18 protein-coding genes are annotated in these 19,575 nt (G+C 67.8%); 11 read left to right on the top strand and 7 right to left on the bottom strand.

From position 1 onward, the window contains the following. The first annotated feature begins 35 nt into the window (after nucleotides 1-35). Both G6N57_RS17680 and G6N57_RS17675 read left to right on the top strand, forming a co-directional pair. A complete protein-coding gene (locus G6N57_RS17680) occupies nucleotides 36-575 on the top strand; it encodes a (2Fe-2S)-binding protein (RefSeq protein ID WP_234815812.1) in 540 nt (179 codons plus the stop codon). Beyond that, nucleotides 572-1,594: an FAD binding domain-containing protein gene (locus G6N57_RS17675; RefSeq protein ID WP_077741236.1), complete on the top strand. Its 1,023-nt coding sequence runs from the start codon at nucleotides 572-574 to the stop codon at nucleotides 1,592-1,594. The genes G6N57_RS17680 and G6N57_RS17675 overlap by 4 nt, the downstream gene beginning before the upstream one ends. An 11-nt stretch (nucleotides 1,595-1,605) precedes the next feature. On the opposite strand, the gene G6N57_RS17670 is transcribed toward G6N57_RS17675, so the two are convergent. Both G6N57_RS17670 and G6N57_RS17665 read right to left on the bottom strand, forming a co-directional pair. Further along, nucleotides 1,606-3,420, bottom strand: a complete 1,815-nt coding sequence (locus G6N57_RS17670; RefSeq protein ID WP_097926337.1) for an Hsp70 family protein — start codon at nucleotides 3,418-3,420, stop codon at nucleotides 1,606-1,608. Between the two features lie 64 nt (nucleotides 3,421-3,484). Beyond that, the gene (locus tag G6N57_RS17665; protein ID WP_097926338.1) at nucleotides 3,485-4,600 is read right to left on the bottom strand and encodes an NAD(P)H-dependent amine dehydrogenase family protein; all 1,116 of its coding nucleotides are present in this window, start codon (nucleotides 4,598-4,600) and stop codon (nucleotides 3,485-3,487) included. Nucleotides 4,601-4,666: 66 nt separating this feature from the next. On the opposite strand from G6N57_RS17665, the gene G6N57_RS17660 reads away from it, so the two are divergent. Beyond that, on the top strand, nucleotides 4,667-5,413 hold the full coding sequence (locus tag G6N57_RS17660; RefSeq protein WP_077741238.1) for a 3-oxoacyl-ACP reductase family protein: 747 nt from the start codon (nucleotides 4,667-4,669) through the stop codon (nucleotides 5,411-5,413). 3 nt (nucleotides 5,414-5,416) lie between these two features. On the opposite strand, the gene G6N57_RS17655 is transcribed toward G6N57_RS17660, so the two are convergent. Beyond that, entirely contained in the window at nucleotides 5,417-6,487 is a 1,071-nt protein-coding gene (locus G6N57_RS17655; protein ID WP_077741239.1) for a glycoside hydrolase family 183 protein, read from the bottom strand. Nucleotides 6,488-6,506: 19 nt separating this feature from the next. Beyond that, entirely contained in the window at nucleotides 6,507-7,031 is a 525-nt protein-coding gene (locus tag G6N57_RS17650; RefSeq protein WP_165777796.1) for a hypothetical protein, read from the bottom strand. A gap of 161 nt (nucleotides 7,032-7,192) precedes the next feature. Between G6N57_RS17650 and G6N57_RS17645 the strand changes: the two genes are divergently transcribed. The 7 genes from G6N57_RS17645 (at nucleotide 7,193) to G6N57_RS17615 (ending at nucleotide 13,945) form a co-directional block, all read left to right on the top strand. Further along, entirely contained in the window at nucleotides 7,193-8,704 is a 1,512-nt protein-coding gene (locus G6N57_RS17645; RefSeq protein WP_077741241.1) for an ABC transporter substrate-binding protein, read from the top strand. Further along, nucleotides 8,701-9,678, top strand: coding sequence for an ABC transporter permease (locus G6N57_RS17640; protein ID WP_077741242.1), 978 nt, complete (start codon nucleotides 8,701-8,703; stop codon nucleotides 9,676-9,678). Before G6N57_RS17645 ends, G6N57_RS17640 begins: the two co-directional genes overlap by 4 nt. Next, entirely contained in the window at nucleotides 9,675-10,556 is an 882-nt protein-coding gene (locus G6N57_RS17635) for an ABC transporter permease (RefSeq protein ID WP_077741243.1), read from the top strand. Before G6N57_RS17640 ends, G6N57_RS17635 begins: the two co-directional genes overlap by 4 nt. Beyond that, entirely contained in the window at nucleotides 10,553-12,115 is a 1,563-nt protein-coding gene (locus G6N57_RS17630) for a dipeptide ABC transporter ATP-binding protein (RefSeq protein WP_077741244.1), read from the top strand. Before G6N57_RS17635 ends, G6N57_RS17630 begins: the two co-directional genes overlap by 4 nt. A gap of 3 nt (nucleotides 12,116-12,118) precedes the next feature. Continuing rightward, complete coding sequence (locus G6N57_RS17625; protein WP_077741245.1) at nucleotides 12,119-12,859, top strand: SDR family NAD(P)-dependent oxidoreductase; 741 nt, start codon at nucleotides 12,119-12,121, stop codon at nucleotides 12,857-12,859. Between the two features lie 99 nt (nucleotides 12,860-12,958). Then, a complete protein-coding gene (locus tag G6N57_RS17620) occupies nucleotides 12,959-13,600 on the top strand; it encodes a flavodoxin family protein (RefSeq protein WP_077742023.1) in 642 nt (213 codons plus the stop codon). Between the two features lie 105 nt (nucleotides 13,601-13,705). Then, nucleotides 13,706-13,945 carry a DUF1918 domain-containing protein gene (locus G6N57_RS17615; RefSeq protein WP_077741246.1) on the top strand — a complete coding sequence of 80 codons (240 nt, stop codon included), beginning with the start codon at nucleotides 13,706-13,708 and terminating at the stop codon, nucleotides 13,943-13,945. Here G6N57_RS17615 and G6N57_RS17610 read toward each other — a convergent pair. Both G6N57_RS17610 and G6N57_RS17605 read right to left on the bottom strand, forming a co-directional pair. Then, on the bottom strand, nucleotides 13,942-15,249 hold the full coding sequence (locus tag G6N57_RS17610) for a glycoside hydrolase family 183 protein (protein WP_077741247.1): 1,308 nt from the start codon (nucleotides 15,247-15,249) through the stop codon (nucleotides 13,942-13,944). The two genes, G6N57_RS17615 and G6N57_RS17610, sit on opposite strands and share 4 nt — an antisense overlap. A 182-nt stretch (nucleotides 15,250-15,431) precedes the next feature. Beyond that, entirely contained in the window at nucleotides 15,432-16,259 is an 828-nt protein-coding gene (locus tag G6N57_RS17605) for a universal stress protein (protein ID WP_077741248.1), read from the bottom strand. Between the two features lie 142 nt (nucleotides 16,260-16,401). On the opposite strand from G6N57_RS17605, the gene G6N57_RS17600 reads away from it, so the two are divergent. Beyond that, entirely contained in the window at nucleotides 16,402-18,006 is a 1,605-nt protein-coding gene (locus G6N57_RS17600) for an adenylate/guanylate cyclase domain-containing protein (RefSeq protein ID WP_077741249.1), read from the top strand. Here G6N57_RS17600 and G6N57_RS17595 read toward each other — a convergent pair. Continuing rightward, a complete protein-coding gene (locus G6N57_RS17595) occupies nucleotides 17,948-19,519 on the bottom strand; it encodes a serine/threonine-protein kinase (protein ID WP_097926339.1) in 1,572 nt (523 codons plus the stop codon). The genes G6N57_RS17600 and G6N57_RS17595 overlap by 59 nt on opposite strands. Nucleotides 19,520-19,575: the final 56 nt, after the last annotated feature.

Here is a 19,575-nt window from a genome sequence, read left to right as displayed (position 1 = left end):
ACAGCGAGACAGGTTCCGCCGAAACGGAACCCAGTGTGACCAACCGATACGATCTGCGGCTGCGCATCAACGGGACAACCCACAGCACGGCGGTCGACGTGCGCTCCAGCCTCCTCGACCTGCTGCGGGAACGTCTACATCTGACCGGCACCAAAAAGGGGTGCGACCACGGCCTCTGCGGAGCCTGCACGGTCTCGGTCAACGGCGAGCGCGTGGTCAGCTGCCTGACACTGGCCGCATCGGTCGACGGGTCCGACGTCCTCACCATCGAAGGAATCGCTGACGGCGACGACCTGCACCCGCTGCAACAAGCTTTCCTCGACTGCGATGGATTCCAGTGCGGCTACTGCACTCCCGGACAGATATCGTCAGCCCACGCAATGCTGGCCGAGCATCGGCGCGGCGACCTCAGCATGGCGACCTTCGATGGCACCAGGAACGACGTTCTGACCGGCTGCTCGCGGTTGACCAATGCCGAAATTCGGGAACGCATGGCAGGAAACATCTGCCGGTGCGGGGCGTACGCCAACATCATCGAGGCCATCGAAAGCGTCACCCGGGGCGAGTCGACATGAAAACCTTCTCCTTTCGACACGCTGAATCCGTCGACGACGCCATCAGCGCGGCCACGCACGGCGCCACGTACTTCGCCGGTGGAACGAACCTCTTCGATCTGATGAAGACCGGCGTTGAGCAACCCTCAGCGTTGATCGACCTTCGCCAACTCGCGATGACGTCCATCACCACCACCGATATGGGCGGGGTGTTCATCGAAGCCGGCGTCACCAACAGCGCGCTGGCCAACCACGCTCTCATTCGTAGCCAGTACCCGGTGGTGTCGCACGCCATCCTCAGCGGAGCCACCACGCAGTTGCGAAACATGGCCACCACCGGTGGAAATCTCTTGCAGCGCACGCGATGCCCCTACTTCATGCAGCCTGCATTCTCCGAGTGCAACAAGCGCAGGCCAGGAAGCGGTTGCGCTGCAATCAGCGGATTCCACCGCGAGCACGCCATTTTCGGCGCCAGCGATCATTGCGTGGCGATCCACCCATCTGACCTGGCGGTGGCCCTGACCATGCTGGACGCGGTCGTGCACGTGCAGAACTCGACGGGACGACGGAGCATCCCGATCAGCCAGTTCTTCGCGCTTCCGGGCCAGACGCCCGAGATCGACAACACGCTGCAACCGCACGAGCTGATCCTCGGGATCGAACTACCGCCGTCTCATTTCGACGATCACTGTTGGTACCTGAAAGTGCGTGACCGGCACAGCTATGCCTTCGCGCTCGTCTCCGTCGCCGCCGGCCTGCGCATCGAGGATGGTGAAATCACCGGCGCTGCCCTCGCCTTGGGCGGCGTAGCAGCCAAACCATGGCGACTGCATGAAGCCGAGTCGAGCCTCGTGGGGCAACGGCCCGACAGACACGCGTTCCACACAGCCGCAACCATCGCGATGGCTGGTGCCCAACCACTGACTCAAAACGCCTTCAAGGTCGACCTCGGCCGCCACAGCATCGTTCGCGCCCTCACCCTGGCCTCGGTCGTTCGAGGAACCGATGGCAACGGCCACACCGAGTCGATTCCGCGCTGAGCGCTCGAGCGTCAACCCCCGGTGTGGCCACCGCCCGGCGCCGGAACCCACGGCAGGCCGGGGATCGTCGGGTACGGCGCAGTGGGGCTCCACGGCGCCTGTGTGGTGGCCGGCGCCTGAGTCGTCGCCGGCGGCTGGGTGGTTGTCGGCGGGGCTTCCGTCGTCGGGGGCGGCGCCTCGGTCGTCGGCGGCGGCGTCTCGGCGGGCGGCGGGTTCTCCGCCGGCGGAGCCTCCGGTGCGGGTTGCTCGACCGTCTGGGTCACGGTGTGGGCGGGCGCCTCTTGCGTGACGGTCGGCGGCGAGTCGGCGGGCCCCGGTTCGTCAACCGGCGCGGCGGGCGGGTTCTCGTCCGGGGCCGCAGTCGTGGACGGAACAGCCTTGGAGGTGGACGCAGGCCGGGTCGGCTCGTCGCTGCCCGTGATGGCGACCAACGCCGCCACGACGGCGACCAGCACCGCCGCGGCACCGGCACCCAGGATCACCCGCGGCCGGCGGTACCAGGGCCGCGCCGCGATCTCGTCGCGCTCGGTCAGCTCGCGTTCACCGAATTCCAGCTGGGGGCGCGCTGCGGTGCGTCCGCCAGCGGGTTCGAGCCCGGTATCGAAATCGGCCCCGTAGTCGTCGCCGTATTCCTCGGCGCGGTAGTCGTCGACCGGCGCGACGTCGGGGACGTTCTGGGCATCGGACCAGGCCAAGGCCTGGGATGCGGGCGGGGGCTCGGGCGCCACCAGGGCTGCCGCAGTGGTCGGCGGCGCGGCCGCAGACGCCGCAGCCAAAGCGGTCATGCCTTCCTCGGCGGTGCCGCGCACCGCGATCAGTCCACCGCCGATGGCCGGGGTCAGCTCCGGCTGGGCCGCGGTGATCACCGGAAGACGCAGGTGCTCGGACAGCGTCGTGGTGATCGCCGGGATCCTGGCGCCACCACCGGTCGTCGCCACCGCCACGAGCTCACCGGGACGCAGCCCGGCCCGATCGACCGCGCCGTGCAGCACGGACATGAACTCACGCAGCGGTTCGGCGATCACGTCATCGAGTTCGTTGCGGTTCAGCCGCACCTCGCTGCGGTGCCCGGGCAGCTCGGCGACCAGTGCCGTGACCGACTCGGTGGACAGCCGCTCCTTAGCGCGCCGGCACTCGGCGCGCAGACGGCCCAGCGAGCCGATGGCCGAGGTGCTGGCCAGATCGATCGTTCCGGCCGCGGACAGGTCGTTCACCACATGGGTGAGCAGTCCCTGATCGATCAGGTCGCCCGACAGGTCGGGGTGCCGAATGGTCGGTGCGATCGGCTGGTACCCGTTGTCCGCGTCGGCAAGCGTGATGCTGGCGCCGCTGCCTCCGAAGTCGCAGACGGCGATCACGCCGCGCGTCGGCACCCCGGGGTTGTCCTGCAGCGCGACCAGCGCCGCCCTGGCGTCGGGCGTCAGCACCGGATCGCCGAAGCCCCCGACGGCGGCCAGTTCGGTGCGCAGCGCCGCCACCTGATTGGGCCGCCAATGCGCGGGATAGGTGACGGCGATCGGATCGGCCGGTGGGCGTCCCCCGGTCAGCGTGCGGAGCAGCGCCGCCAGCGCGTCGGCCAGCACCGTCTCACCCCGGTGCGACGATCCGTCCGGAGCCAGCATCCCGACCGGGTCCCCCACCCGTTCGACGAAGTCGGTGAGGATAAGTCCACGTTCGTTCAGGTTGGCGTTCTCGCTGGGTACGCCCACTTCGGGGGCCCGATGCGGAAACAGCGTCAGCACCGGCGACCGCGTCACCGCGGCGCGGCCCACCACTACCGCTGTGAGGTTGGTCGATCCGATCGACAACCCGATGCCGTCTGCCATGTCACCCCCGTTTCGAGAAGGACCCTATCCGGTAGTCCATCTCTTTTGACGGGGCAGGCGTTACCTAGCGAATGGTTCCCAAACCTGGAATCAGTGGTAGGTCCAGAGGTGTCACCCATCCTGGCAAATGTTCATTCACCGCGGGTACGGCGTTGAGCGCCCGCAGTCCGGTGGCCAGACAGCCCGCGGCGGCCGCATCGCGTCCCGAACCGTCGGTGAACCGGAACGCGGTCTCCTGGGAGATGCTCGGGGTGCCCTCGATGTCGACGCGATAGACGTCGTTGTCGTTTCCGGACGGCCAGTCGGGCGCGGCGTCCAGCCCGATCCGGTTGACGTGCTCAAGCTGGATCCGGGTTTCGCCGCGGTAGACGCCGTTGATCGTGAAGCGCACGGCAGCGACGTTGCCGGCCGGGATGATGCCCTTGGCAGATTTGCGCTCATCGGGGGTGATCCACTTGTCCCAGGTGGTGGTGATTTCGTCGAGCTCGATGCCCGCCGCGTGCGCGATCATGGGAACCGTTGCGCCCCAGGCGAAGATGAGGATGTCCGGAGTTTCGAGCAGAGCGCGATGCTCGGGCGGTTTGCCGATACCCATCTCGAACTCGTAGTCGCCGGTGTAGTTGGTGTAGTCCAGCAGTTCCGAGGCCCGCACCCGGCGGATCTCTGAGCACAGACCCATCAGGGTCATCGGGAACAGGTCGTTGGCGAAGCCGGGGTCGATTCCGGTGGTGAAACACGACGATCCACCCGCCTCACAGGCCTCGGTGATCGGCTCGATCCAGTTCGGCGGGTTGAGGTGCATCTTGGGCCAGACCCACGGGGTCATCGCGGTGGAACAGACGTCGATGCCGGCCCGCAGGAACCGGGTGATGACGTCGATGTTGACGTCGGCATGGGCGGCGGTCGGCCCGTAGTGCACCAACGCGTCGGGCTTCAGCGCGATGAGCGCGTCGATGTCGTCGGTGGCCGCGATGCCGATGGGACCACCGAGGGCGCAGATCTCGCCGACGTCGCGGCCGACCTTCTCCGGATTGCTGACACCGACACCGACGAGTTCGAACAGCGGGTGTTTGACGATTTCGGCGATGACCATCTGGCCGACGAAACCGGTGCCCCAGACCACGACGCGTTTCTTCACGCCCACACCATAGGTGATACCGGTCACATCGGGAATCAACATCGCGCGATCAGCTTTGACCTCAACATCATTCGCAATCGTCGAACTACCCGCGGAGGGCCGACCATCATGACCACACCAACTTTGACCGGCCGGCGCGCACTGGTGACCGGAGGATCCCGCGGAATCGGTGCGGGCATCGTGAGGCGATTGGCTGCTGACGGCGCCGCGGTCGCGTTCACCTACGGGGCCTCTGCCGCCGAAGCCGACAGGCTGGTGGCCGAGTTGACCGCCGACGGCGCGGAGGTCGTGGCGATCCAGGCCGACAGTGCCGATCCGGCGCAGGTGGCGAATGCGGTCGAGCAGGCGGTCGCGGATCTCGGCGGTTTGGACGTGTTGGTCAACAACGCCGGAACCGCCCACATCGCGCCGATCGACGAGTTCCCTCAGGAGCAGTTCGACCGCCTGGTGGCGATCAACATCGGTGGTGTCTACTCCGCGATCCGCAGCGCGGTAGCGCATCTCGGAGAAGGATCGCGGATCATCAACATCGGCAGCATCAACGCCGACCGGGTGCCCACCGGTGGTACTGCGGTGTACGCCATGACAAAGGGGGCGGTGTCGTCATTGACGCGGGCACTGGCCCGTGAACTCGGGCCGCGCGGCATCACCGTCAACAATGTGCAACCGGGTCCGATCACCACCGACCTGAACCCCGACGAAGGTGAATTCGCCGCTGCCGTAAGGCAAACCACCGCGCTGGGCCGCTACGGCCACACGAGCGACATCGCCGCCGTGGTGAGCTTCCTGGCCGGCCCGGAGTCCGGCTACGTCACCGGCGCGAACTGGAACGTCGACGGTGGGTTCACCGCCTGACGATCACAGGTTGACGGGGTCGGGCCGACGGGGTGTCTTCGCGGTGTCCCTCAGCCCGGCCTTGAATTGCATTGCCCGGTAAGGCCACCCGGTGTCGGTACGCCACTGCGACACCACCAGCCCGACGCCTCCGGTGATGCCGAAGCGAGAGCCCGGCAGCAGGTAGCCGCCGTAGAGCTGGGCCACCTTGTTGCCTGCGTGGTCCTCTGCCTGCCACGACGACCCGACGATGGGTGTCTGGACTTCTGTGGTGTGCATGTTGGCCACCGGGGAGGACACCACCCGGTAGCCCAATGCGTATGAAGACGCCAGGAATCCGCCCAGGACCCATCTGTCGGCAGCAGTGCGCCGGAAGGTGAGCTCGCCCCAATGCTCGTCCGGCGGGGTGATCGGAGTGGCCTGCCGCCCCCACTGCCACCGTCCGTTGGTGAACCCCCAGCTGACGTACTGCGACCGTCGGCCGATCGAATCGGGCCGGACCCGCATCAGGATGATGCCCTTGTCACGCTGAAAACCCGTCGCCACCACGTACACCCAGCCATCCTCGGGATCGAAGTCCCACGACCAGCACTGTGCATGACCGTCGTGCAGATCGGCCGGGAACTTCGCCTCTTCACCCAGGTGGGTCCAGGACACGCCGCTGTCGTCGGAACGCCAGATCTCGGTCCAGATGACCGTGCCGAAGCCATGATTGACGATCGCGTGTAGGTACAGCGAGTCACCGACCCGCAGCAGGTCCGACGGGATCACAGTGCTGATGCCACCGTGCCGCCACCCGGATGCCTCGTCGTCGTGGATGTAGTGCCACAGCTGCCGCGCGTAGTCAGGGTCTGCTCCCCCGGCGGATTCGTAGATGATCTCGTGGTTGGCGTCGCCCGTGCCGATCAGCACCACCGGCGAGCGCCAGTCACCCTGCCCGACCCGGCTGCCGGAGAACGTGTCACCGAACACCGACACCAGCTTGCCGTTGGGCGCGATGACCGATGCCCCGAGATCGGTGGCGGTGACCCCGAACCGGTCGGTGCGTCCCGGACCGGTGATGTCGACGACCTTGCCGTCGATCAGCGGTAGCACTCCCCCTCGTCCCGGTGACCTACGTGCACCACCGCAAGCCGCCCGGCTCGCAGTCGAGTGGATAGACCTTGATCTGAGTCTTCAGCGGCTCCTTGTACGCCAGGGTGAAGGGGAAGGTGTGGATCGCCGGCGCCAAAGTCCCGCCGCACGCCTCGTTGTTCGCCACGCTGCGGGTACCTCTCAGCGCGATGTCATCGAACTTGTAGGTCTCGGTGATCGGTGCCCAGCTGCCGTCGGAGCACTCAATGCCTTCCATCACGGTCGTCGAGTACGTCCACTGACCACCGACCAGCCTGGCGTCGCCACCCCGGCTGACGCGTTGGGTCTCGACGTGCAACCGGCAGGCCACCGCCAGCTCAAGCGGCTCACGCAGATCCCCGACCGTCGGGACACAGGACGGCCACACACCCCAGGTGTCGGTCCGGCCATCCTCCTGGGTGTAGGTGTAGACACCCTGTATGACCGGGTCAGCCTGTGCCGGGGCGGCAATCCCCAGGTTGAGTCCGATTCCGACCGACGAGAACAGGGCGGCTGCGGAAGCCATGCGCTTGAACGTCACAATGGGTGAGTATCGCAGTCTTCATCAGCGTCGTCATCGGTATGGGTCGGTATGCCTCGGACCGGCCCCCGTGACGGCCCCAGCGGGTGAGCGTACGGCGGATCACCCGCGGTGATCCTGGAGTAATCGTGACGACACGACCAGCGATGAAAACGTTGGCGGCAGTGCTGGTATTCGTGCTGGCTGCCTGTTCCACCGGCAGCCGGGTGGACCTCGGTGACGCTTCGGCGGGCAATCTCATCGCGGCCATCGCCGGCGAACCCGATCAGCTCGACCCGCACCGGACCAGCGCCTACTTCTCGTTCGAGGTGTTGGAGAACGTGTTCGACACCTTGGTCGAGCCCGCCGAGAACCTGGAGATGCGGCCTGCGCTGGCCCGCTCCTGGGAGGTCAGCGACGACCAGCTCACCTGGACCTTCCGCTTGCGCGACGGCGTGCGCTGGCATGACGACACCCCGTTGACCGCCGACGACGTGGTCTATTCGTATCGGCGCATCATCGATGAGCAGCTGACCAACGTCGACAAGTTCAGCGCCGTCACCGGTGTCACCGCGCCGGACCCGGCGACCGTGCGGATCACGGTCCGCCAGCCCACCCCGAACCTGCTGACGAATCTCGGTGGTTTCAAGGGCATGGCGATCGTGCAACGCGCCAACGTCGAGAGCGGGCAGATCGCCACCCATCCGATCGGCACCGGCCCGTTCTCGTTTGCCGGCCGCCGCAGCGGTGACTCCATCACGCTCAAGGCCAATCCACACTATTGGGGAGGCGCTCCCCCGGTTTCCGGAGTGACGTTCCGATTCATCTCCGAGCCGACGACGGCCTTGTCGGCGCTGCAGGCCGGCGAGATCGACTGGACGGATTCGGTGCCGCCACAGCGGGTCGCCCAGTTGCGCGACGACGACTCACTGACACTGGCAGTCACACCGGGCAACGACTATTGGTATCTGGCTCTCAACGAGGCCCGGCCCCCGTGGAACGACCCACGGGTGCGCGAGGCCATCGCCTACGGCATCGACCGCGACGCGATCGCCGCGGCCACCAGCTACCGCACCGCGGAGGTGAACCAGCTGGCGATCCCGCGCGGCAGCCCGTGGTTCACCGATTATCAGCGATACCGCTTCTCCATAGATGAGGCGCGAGGCCTCCTCGAACAGGCCGGTGCCGCACCACGCGACCTCGACATGCTGGTCACCAGCGAGTACCCGGAGACCGTGACCGCGGCCCAGATCATCGCCGACAACCTTGCGCCCCTGGGTATCACGGTGAACATCCGCACCGTGGACTTCGCCACCTGGCTCGACGAACAGAACACCGGCCACTTCGACATGCTGATGATGGGCTGGCTGGGAAACATCGACCCGGACGATTTCTACTACGCCCAGCACCACACGAAGGGCACGAGCAACGCACAGAAGTTCTCCGACCCCGAGGTCGACCGACTGCTCGATGCCGGCCGGACCGAAACCGATGTCGCCAAGCGAAAAGACATCTATGCCAAGGCCGCAACGCGGATCGCTGATCAGGCCAGCTACATCTACCTGTACAACCCCTCGGTGATCCAGGCCTGGGCCAACAACCTGTCGGGGTACCAGGTGCGCCGCGACGGCGCCGTCCGGTTCCGCACCGCCGATCTCGATCGAGGTGAAACCCCATGAACTTGAGCGGGATCCGTTCGAATCATCCGATCGTGGAGTTCCTGATCCGCCGGCTGCTGTACTCGGCAGTGGTGCTGATCGGGGTCCTTATCGTGGTGTTCGCCCTGGTGCACCTGGTCCCGGGCGACCCGGTGCGCATCGCGCTCGGCACCCGGTACACACCGCAGGCTTACGACGCACTGCGCACCGCGAGCGGCATGGACCGGCCGATCGTCGAGCAGTTCTTCTCCTATCTCGGGTCGGCACTGACCGGCGATCTCGGCGTCAGTTTCCGCAACGGCGATCCGGTCACGGTCACCCTCCTCGACCGGTTGCCCGCCACGTTGTCCCTGGGGGTGGTCGGCATCCTCATCGCGCTGGCGGTCGCGCTGCCCGCCGGGATCTTCGCCGCACTGCGCGAGGGCCGGGTCAGCGATGCGATCGTGCGGGTTGCCAGTCAGTTCGGGGTATCGGTACCGGATTTCTGGTTGGGCATCCTGTTGATCGGCGTGTTCGCCTCGACGCTGGGCTGGCTACCCACCTCCGGTTACCGCCCACTGCTGGGGGATCCGGGCGGATGGCTGCGCCACATCATCCTGCCCGGGCTGACCGTCGGCCTGGTGGCCGGCGCCATCATGACCCGCTATGTGCGCTCTGCGGTGCTGGAGGTCGCCGCCATGGGCTACGTCCGCACCGCGCGGTCCAAAGGCCTGGCGCCGCCGGTGGTCACCTTCCGACACATCGTGCGCAACGCCCTGCTGCCGGTGTTGACCATCACCGGTATCCAGTTGGCCACCATTCTCGGTGGGGTCATCGTGGTAGAAGTGGTGTTCGCCTGGCCGGGCCTGGGCCGTCTGGTGTTCAATTCCGTTGCCGCACGAGACTATCCGGTGATCCAGGGTGCGGTGTTGCTGATCGCGGTGCTGTTCCTGCTGATCAACCTGCTGGTGGATGTGCTGTATGCGATCGTCGACCCGAGGATCCGGCTGTCATGACCACCACCGATAGTTCCCGCGTCGCGTCCTGGCGGCTGCTGTTGTCGAATCCGGTGACCGCCATCAGCGCCACGGTGCTGCTGGCGGTGCTGATCGTCGCGGTGTCCGCGTCCTGGATCGCCCCATACGGCATCAACGACATCGACGTGCCCAGTGCCTTGCAGGGGCCGGGCGCCTCCCACTGGTTCGGCACCGATGAGCTCGGCCGAGACGTGTTCTCACGCGTGTTGGTGGCGATCGCCGCCTCGCTTCGGGTCGCGATCGTCTCGGTCGCTCTGGCCGCGGTGGTGGGCGTGCTGGTCGGCGTGCTCGCCGGCTACCGGGGCGGCTGGATCGACACCGTGGTGATGCGCGTCGTCGACGTGATGTTCGCCTTCCCGGTATTGCTGCTCGCGCTGGCGATCGTGGCGGTGCTCGGGCCGGGTATCACCACCACGATGCTGGCCATCGGGATCGTGTACATCCCGATCTTCGCGCGCGTGGCCCGGGCCTCGGCGCTGGGCGTGCGGGTGGAACCGTTCGTCGCGGTGTCGCGGAGCATGGGAACCGGTGACGGCTACATCCTGTTCCGGCACATCCTGCCGAACATCGCCGGGCCGTTGATCGTTCAGCTGTCGCTGTCGTTGGCCTTCGCGATCCTGGCCGAGGCCGCGCTGTCGTTCCTGGGGTTGGGTATCCAGCCACCGCAGCCGTCGCTGGGCCGGATGATCTTCGACGCCCAGGGATTCGTCACCCTGGCGTGGTGGATGGCGGTGTTCCCGGGCGCGGCGATCTTCGTGATGGTGTTGGCGTTCAACCTGTTCGGGGACGGGCTGCGCGACGTGCTCGATCCGAAACAGCGCACCTCGATCGAGGCGAGAAGGGCGGGTCGCCGGTGAACCCCATACTCAGGGTCAACGACCTGCGGGTGGCGATCGGTCGCCGCGAGATCGTGCGGGGCGTGTCGTTCGACGTGCAGCGCGAGCAGACTGTCGGCATCGTCGGCGAGTCCGGATCGGGTAAATCGATGACGGTGCTGGCGGCCACCGGTCTGTTGGACGCGCCAGGGGCGGTGGTCAGCGGCACCAGCACCCTGGCCGGTGGGTCACAGTTGATCGGCGCGTCGGCGCGGGCGCTGCGCGCGGTGCACGGCAGCCGCATCGGGTTCGTCTTCCAGGACCCCGGGACGTCGCTCAATCCGCTGCTGACCCTCGAGCGCCAGATCACGGAAAGCCTTGAGACCCACCGCAATATGACCCGGCGACAGGCGCGTGACCGCGCCGGCGAGCTGCTCGACGCGGTCGGCCTGTCCCCGGATCGACTGGGCGCGTATCCGCATCAGCTGTCCGGCGGGCAGCGCCAGCGGGTGATGATCGCGATCGCCCTGGCGTGCGATCCGGAACTGCTCATCGCCGATGAGCCGACGACCGCACTCGACGTCACCACCCAGGCCCAGATCATCGAGCTGGTGGCCGATCTGCAGCGGGATTTCGGCACCGCGGTGGTGTGGATCAGTCACGATCTCGGGGTCATCGGCCAGGTGGCCGATGAGGTGACCGTACTGCGCGACGGCGAGACCGTGGAGCAGGCCCCGATCCTGCAGGTGTTTGACCATCCGCAGCACGCCTACACCCGGGAGTTGCTGGCGGCGCGCCCACTCCTCGACGGCGCCGGGCCCGATCCCGCGCCGGACGACGCACCGGTGCTGTTGCAGGCCAAGGGACTTGACGTGCGCTACGGCGCAGTGCATGCCGTCAAGGGCGTCTCGTTCGAGCTGCGGCGTGCGACGACGCTGGGGATCGTCGGCGAATCGGGCTCCGGCAAGTCGACGGTGGCCGCCGCGCTGACCGGGCTCGCGGAGCCGTCTGCGGGGACTGCGACTCTGGACGGCAAGGATGTCTTCGCCGGTGGGCGGGCCCTGCGCCGCCGGATCAGCCTGGTGTTCCAGGATCCGTTCGCCTCACTCGATCCGCGGGCCCGGGTCAGCGGCGCGATCGGCGAGCCACTGCGTGTGCATCGGCTGGCCGCCGGGCGCCGCGGCCGCGCCGCACGCGTGGCCGAACTGCTCGAACTCGTTGGACTGCCAACAGATTTCGCGTCACGCTATCCGCACGAGCTGTCCGGCGGACAGCGCCAGCGGGTCAGCATCGCCCGCGCGCTGGCCACCGAACCCGACGTGCTCATCCTCGATGAGTCGACCGCGTCCCTCGACGTCTCGGTGCAGTCACGGGTGCTCGACCTGTTGACCGAACTGCAGCGCGAGCTGGGGTTGACCTACCTGTTCATCGCGCACGATCTGGCGGTGGTGCACCGGATGTGTCACGACGTGCTGGTGATGCGGGCCGGCGAGGTGGTCGAGGACGGCCCCGCAGGCGAGTTGTTCACCCGTCCTCAGCACGAATACACCCGCACCCTGCTGGCCGCGGTTCCGCCGGCCAGGCCGCATGAGAAGGTGTGAGCCATGACTGCTCTGGATGGAAAGGTCGCGCTGGTCACCGGTGCCTCATCGGGTCTCGGCGCGGCGGTTGCCCAATTGTTCGCGGCGCGTGGCGCGAAGGTGTTCGGTGTCGCCCGCGACGCCGAGCGGATGGCGACGGTGTTCGAAGATGTGCCCGGCGGGGCCTACGCATCGGTGGACATCTCCTCCTCGGAAGCCTGCCGGGACGCCGTCTCGCAGTGCATCGAGAAGTTCGGCCGCCTCGACGCTCTGATCAACGTGGCGGGATTCCACCAGATGCGCCACACCGTGTCGGTTACCGACGAGGACTGGGACAAGGACCTCGCGGTCAACCTCAACGGCCCGTTCTTCCTGTGCCGGGCCGCGCTGCCGCATCTGCTGGAGGCCGGCGGCAACATCGTCAACGTCGCCTCCATCGCCGGGATCGAGGGCGAGGTCTACTCGGCCGGATACTGCGCGGCCAAGCACGGGCTGGTCGGCCTCACCCGCGCCCTGGCGATCGAGTTCACCTCGGAACGCCTTCGCGTCAACGCGGTGTGTCCCGGCGGCATGCTCACCCCGCAGACCACCGAGTTCGCCGCACCGGAGAACGCCGACTGGAATCTGATCATGAGGATCGCCGCACCCCGCGGGATGATGGATGTCGCCGACGTCGCCAAGACCATCGCGTTCCTGGCCAGTGACGACGCCACCGCGGTGCACGGTGCGGTCTACATCGTGGACGCGGGTAAGACAGCAGGCTGAACAAGGAATGAACTTCACCGAACTCAGTGTTGGACCGCACACCAACCCCTGATCCCGACGCGTGTGGTGGTGCGCGTCTACCGCCGCGGAAGAGAATCGATGAAAGTTCTGGTGATCAGCGCGAGCCCGCGCGAAGACGGCAATTCTCACCTGCTCGCCGAAGCCGCTTGTGCCGGTGCGGAATCCACCGGACACGACGTGGAGCACGTGTTCCTCGACGAATACGTGGACCGCATGCTGACCAACTGCCGACGCTGCCGCACGACCGACGGGCTGTGCTCCCTCGACGACCGCTACGAATCTCTGCTGCTGGAAAAGATGTTGCCCGCCGACGGCATCATCTACGCGATGCCGCTGTATTTCTACGGTATGCCGGCCCGGCTCAAGACGGTCTTCGACCGGCTGTTCTGCTACACCGCCAACAGCGCACCGCAGCAGGAGCAGGTGGTGGGCGGTATCACCGACAAGACCGTGGGTGTGCTGATCTCCTGCGAGGAAAGCTACGTCGGGGCCACGGCAGGGGTCATCGCCCAGTTCCAGGAGCTGACCAGGTATCTCGACCAGAGCCTCGCCGGGGTCGTGGTCGGCAACGCCAACAGTCGTGGCGAGATCGCCTGCGACCCGGCCGACCCGCTGTCCCGCGCGCGGGATCTGGGTGCCCGGTTGTTCGACATCAGGGTCACCGATTATCGGCTGACCACGGTGCGGTCCAACAAGGTGTGGGATCCGGTGGGGTGCTGATCCGCCGCACCGCCCGATTCTGAATCTTCGCCTTGCCCGGTTCCTTCCGCGGCCCGGCGCGCGCACGATAGAGGTGTCCGCCGGGTACGGCGAAGGGAGCGGACGATGAAGGCGCACGTCGGCGACTACCTGGTCGTCAAAGGCACCACCACCGATCAGCATGAACAGCACGCCGAGATCCTCGAAGTGCGTACCGAGGACGGGTCCCCGCCCTATGTGGTGCGGTGGCTGGTCACCGGCCACGAGGCGACGGTCTATCCCGGTCCCGACGCGGTCGTGGTCTCAGCCGCCGAGCATTCCCGGGCGGCCGAGCGCGCGGCCGAGCGTGGCGAGCGGCCCGGCTAACTACCGGTGCTGAGCGAGGTCCGCATCAGCATGACGCTGTAGTCCGACCAGCGTGACAGCGTGAAGTACAGGTCGCTGCCGGTCGACCACGGGTGAATGTAGGGCGCGTAAATGCCACCGGGTATCGCCGTCGAGCTGACGATGGTCTTGGCCTGGCTCCACGGTCCTTCCGGTTTGTCCGCGGTGCGCATCACCACCGCCGAGGTCGTGTTGGTGTAGAGCATGACGAACTTCTTCAGGTAGTCGTTCCAGGCCACCGACATCTCGCTGCCCGGCGCCCACACCACCTGTACGGCCAGGAAGGGAAAGTTCTTGAGCCAGCCGAACGGTGTGTAGTACTCGTATGCCGATTTGTCGGCCACCGCGGACTCGACCACCCGGGACAGGAACGGCATGCCGCCACGGCCGGCTCCGGTGCCGTAGGCGTACACGTAGCCGCCGGAGCGGACGTAGGCGCCCATCTGGAAGTTCTGGTCGCCCCAGGTGAATGCCACGCCGGGAACGGTGTTGAACCAACTGGGCCGGATGCTGGTGACCGGCACCGTCCAGGTTTCGCCGTTGTCGTTCGAGACGGCGACGGCCGAGAAGTTCGTCGACCACTGACCGGCCGAGCCCCACTGGCTGACCGACATGAAGTTGACGTATTGTGTTGTGCCGACTGATATTCCGGCGGTCGGGATGATCGTGACCTCGGTGGCGGCCAGGCCGAGGCTCTGGATCACCTGCCGGGAGAAATTGGGCCGGGCGGCATCCACCGGCGAGCCGGCATAGATGTTGCCGGGCACCGGGTTGGGCACCGTTATCCCGTCCGCGAGGTTGCGGTCGGAACTGCGGAACAGCGTGTTCTTGCGCCATTCCTGGTCGGGCACACTGCAATTGCCGAAGGTGTCGCCGAATGCGATGAGCACCTGGTTGTTCGCACCGGTCTGCCCGTTGTCCCAGACGATCCCGAGGTCGGCCCCGGAGATCCCGAAACGCGCGTAGCTGTCGCTGTTGGGTCCGGTGATCCAGCCGACCCGGGTGGCCGCCGATGCCGCAGGTGCGGCGGCGGCCCGAGCCGCGGTGTTGGGGGCGACGGCGGTGTCCTTGGCCGCCTCGGGGGTGCTCGCGGTGCTGACCGGCTTGCGGCCGATGGGCAGATGCAGGATCGGCAGCTGTGGCACGGACGGCGTGGCAGAACGTGCCGAGGCGCCCGTCGGGACCGAACAGGGGTCGGCGCCGGCCGTGGGCACGCCCACCGGAGAGACCAGCAGGACGAGGGAGGAGACGGACACCAAGGTCACCAGTCGACGAAGAGCCGGCATGACGCACCTTTCGGGCTGACGCGGAAAACGGATCGGCGCGCTGTCCCCGGAGCGCATTTCACTGTGACAATAGTTGCCACAGAGGCTGATGTGGTTTGCCCAGCAACGATCGCGATCGATCTGTTACCACGTCGAGATACCCGGCCGCACCGGGCGGCCGGGAACCACGGCAGCGCCTGCCGTCAGCCGCCCGGGACTACCAGGACCGGCCGGTACGTCCGCTGCAGCGTGGCGGTGGCGACGCTGCCCAGCAACACCTTCTTCAATGCCGAGCGCCCGCGGGAGCCGACCACCACCACACCGGCCCGTTGATCTTCAGCAAAAGCCACCAGGGCATCGGCGGTGGCTCCGGCACCGGACCCGCGGAACCTGGGCACGCGGTGCGCGGGCTGCTCGGCTGCGACGTCGACCGCACTGCCGTCGTCCACTCCGACCGAGACCACCTCGCGGCCCGGGAACAGCTCACCGGCCGCGGCCAGCGCCCGATCGGAACCCTTTGAACCGTCGACGCCGACCACGACCGGGCCATCGGCCACCGCGGCGTACTCGGCCGAGATCATGTTCTGGGACACCACCAGCACCGCACGGGGCGCGTGATGCACCACCAGGTCGGACACACTGCCCAGCTTCGAGTCGGTCGCCCCGATGCCGCGGGCACCGACGATCAACACGTCGGGTTCGAGTTGCTCTGCCACCTGCGCCAATCCGAGACCCTCCCCTGCCCAGGTCCGTTTGACCAGCGGTTCGGGATTCCACCCCGCGGCCCGCGCCAGGATGACGCCGGTGTCGACCAGCCGCGCGGCCTCACCCTCGCTCTCGCTGTCGACGAGGTCGATCAACTCGTCGACGTTGCGCGCCGAATGGCGCAACCGGGCCCGTAACCCCTTGCTGCCGAACGGCGGCGTGCACAGATAGACGACTACCGCGTCTGCGGCCGGGAACAGTGCGGCGCCGCTGCGGATCGCCGCATTGGCCGCCAGGGACCCGTCGTAACCGAGCACTACCAACATGTGCGTCCCTCGTTTCCGTTCGTGCGATCCGCGTCGTGCGTCCGATTCCAGACTAAAGGGCCGGTGCCGCTTGGCGTGCCGGCGGGAAACAAGTAGCCGACTACCCTATCGAGCGTCCGCGTGCTGCGCGCACGCTTTGGCCATGGACGCCACCGCCCACGGCTTGGCCCACCTCGGCGCCCCCATCGTCGTCGCCCGTGACGACGTCGGGGCAGAACTTCGCGATCAGACGTTCAAGCGGTGGGTGTGGGGCGCTGCGGTGGTCAGCGCCGGCGGTGGCGGGATCGTCGGCGCCTTCCTGGCCTTCGCCGCGCCCATCGTGTTGAGCCCAGCGGACACTCAACGCCTGCTGACGCGCGGCGGCACCGTCCTCATCGTGTTCCTGGCGGTCGCGGTGCCGGTGATGCTGCGGGTACGGCGGCGCCGGTTCGCCGCCAGCACGGCTTGGCTCAGCGCAGGCCGTCCACCCACCGCTGAGGAACAGCGGATGACGCTGGGCGCCTCGGGTGAGGCGGTGCGACTGTCGGCGGCGGTGTGGGGCGTCGGGGCGGTGACCTTCGGGTCGCTGGCGCTCACCCAGCAGGTGTCCACGGCGGTGTACATCTTCAGCGTGGTTGCACTGGGTGGCATTTCGACGAGCGCCGTGTGGTACCTGATCGTCGAACGGGTCATGCGGCCGGTGTCCGCCAGGGCCCTCGACGGTGCCACCCCGGACCGCCGCTTCGGTCCGACCATCGGTCGCAGGCTGGTGATGGCCTGGCTGCTGGCGACGGGCGTTCCGCTGTTCGGCATCGCCGTGCTCGCCGTCGGATATCTGGCCGACGTCGGCTTCCGGGACCAGCGCACTTTCGCCGCCATCCTGATCCTCGTGGCGGTGGCGCTGGTGGTCGGCCTGTTCGCGATCCTGATCGCCATCCGTTCGGTCACCGAACGGGTCACCGCGCTGCGTCGGGCCCTGGCCCAGGTGCAGTCGGGCGATTTCGGTGCTCGGGTCGAGGTGGACGACGCGAGCGAAATCGGGCGGCTACAAGCCGGATTCAACACGATGACGGCAGGCCTGGCCGAGCGGGAACGGATCCGCGACACCTTCGGCACCTACGTGGATCGCGATGTGGCCGAACACATCCTGCGGGCCGCCGGATCGCTGGAGGCCCAGGAGTTGGACGTCACCCTGATGTTCGTCGACGTCCGCGGATTCACCACGCTCGCCGAACGCCTGCAACCCACCGAGGTGGTCACCACCCTGAACCGGCTGTTCGAGCGGATTGTGCCGATCGTGCACGACCACGGCGGCCACGTCGACAAATACGCGGGCGACGGCCTGATGGCGGTGTTCGGGGCGCCCCGGCACCAGGACCGTCACGCCGACGACGCCCTGGGCGCCGCGCTGCAGATCGCCGAAGCGGTGCACGAGGAGTTCAGCGGCAGCCTGACCGTCGGCGTCGGCCTGAACTCCGGCCCGGTGATCGCCGGAAACGTGGGCGGCGCAGGACGTTTGGAATTCTCGGTGATCGGCGACGCGGTGAACGTCGCCGCCCGCGTCGAGACCGCGACCCGCCAGACCGGCGACACCGTGCTGCTCACCGGCGCCACATTGAGCCAACTCAGCAGCGACCGAGGCGATTTCGAGCCCCGGCCGGGCCTGGCGCTCAAGGGAAAGACCAATCCGGTTGCGGTGTACGCCCCGGTCAGCGCTCGCCGTACTCCAGAGGCGGTTCGGACGAATCGACCTTGCCGTAGCTGCTGATCGTGAGGCCGTCGGGCCCGACTTCATAGCGGGCGCCGTCGGCGGGGTTGACGGCCACGAAGCCGTTGCCGGACCGTTCCGCGGTCGGGATCTGGAGGTTGGCGCCATCGCTGAGCCGCTCGCCCCGGTAGGAGAAGCTGTCGGGGCCGGTCTGGCAGATCACCGCGAGCGAGGATTCGGTGCGAATCACGGCGGCCGGGGTGCTGCCCGCGGGGCAACGCGCGGTGTGGTCGACGAAGCCCTGGGCGTCGGTGCCGCTGACGTTGGCGGTCGCCGAACCGGATGTGGTCGTGGTGGTGGTCGGCGCTTCTGACGTCGCACTGGGCGCGGTCGGTGCGGTCAGCGTCTCGCGGGTGGACGCACCGTCGCCGCCGCTGGCCAGCACCGCGGCCAGCACGGCCGCGATCCCGAACAGTCCCACCGTCACCAGGATCAGGGTGAGCTGGGCGCGGCTGAGCCTGGGCTTGCGGGTCGCCGGCGGCGGAGTCTGCACCACGGGCGGTGCCGGTGGGTACGGCGTGAAGCCGGTGTGGTCCGGGTTGGGATAGATCGACGAGAACTCGCGGGTGCCCGGTGGCTGCGCCTGCGGTTGTGGCTGCGGCGGCGGGGTGAGTCGCGGCGGGGCCGGCGCGGGAGTGGGTGGCAGCAGCGGCGGGGCGGGCGTGGGAGCCGCGGCGGAACCGGCCGCGTCGCGGGCAGCCTTGGCCAGCTCCCCTGCGCTCGGATAGCGGTCGACGGCATCCTTGGCCATGCCTTTGGCCACGACCTCGTCGAACGCGCGCGGGATGCCACGACGCATGATGCTGGGCCGCGGCGCCGGGGAGAACATGTGGGCGCTCATCAGCTGGCGCAGGTCGCCCGTCTCGAACGGGGGCCGGCCGATCAGCACCTCGTAGAGCAGGCAGGTCAGGGCGTACACGTCGGCCGCGGGCCCGACCGGGCCGCCGGAGAACCGCTCCGGTGCCATGTAGGCGCTCGACCCGATCAGCACACCGGTCATCGTGACGCTGGCCTCGCCGCCCACGTGCGCGATGCCGAAGTCCACGAGGTAGGCGAAGTCGTCGGGGGTGAGCAGGACGTTCTCGGGCTTGATGTCGCGGTGCACCAGGCCGTCGGCGTGCGCGGCGTCCAGCGCCGAGGCCACCTGCGTGACGATCGCGGTGGCCCGCTCCGGGGTGAGCGGGCCGTTGGTCCGCAGCAGTTCCTTGACGCTGGCGCCCTCCACCAGGCGCATGTCGATGAACAGCACCCCGTCGATCTCGCCGAAATCGTGCACCGGGATGACGTGCGGTTCCTGCAGCCGGGCCGCCACCCGGGACTCCCGCCGGAACCGCTCCTGAAAGCTCGCGTCGGCGGCGATCTCGGTGCGCAGGAGCTTGACCGCCACCATGCGTTCCTTGACCGTGTCGTAGGCCCGGTACACCTCCCCCATGCCACCGACACCGATCAGCGATTTCAGCTCGTAGGGTCCGAACCGGGTGCCGAGGCGCGAGGCACCAGGGGGCGGGGTCATTGCGCGATCCTTTCCGGTTGCACCATGCCCCCGGACGGGGCGGGCACGCGGTCGTC

The sequence above is a fragment of the Mycolicibacterium boenickei genome (assembly GCF_010731295.1).
GTDB lineage: Bacteria > Actinomycetota > Actinomycetes > Mycobacteriales > Mycobacteriaceae > Mycobacterium > Mycobacterium boenickei.
Note: the sequence above shows the minus strand (reverse complement) of the source record. Positions and strands in the feature narration are given on the sequence as shown.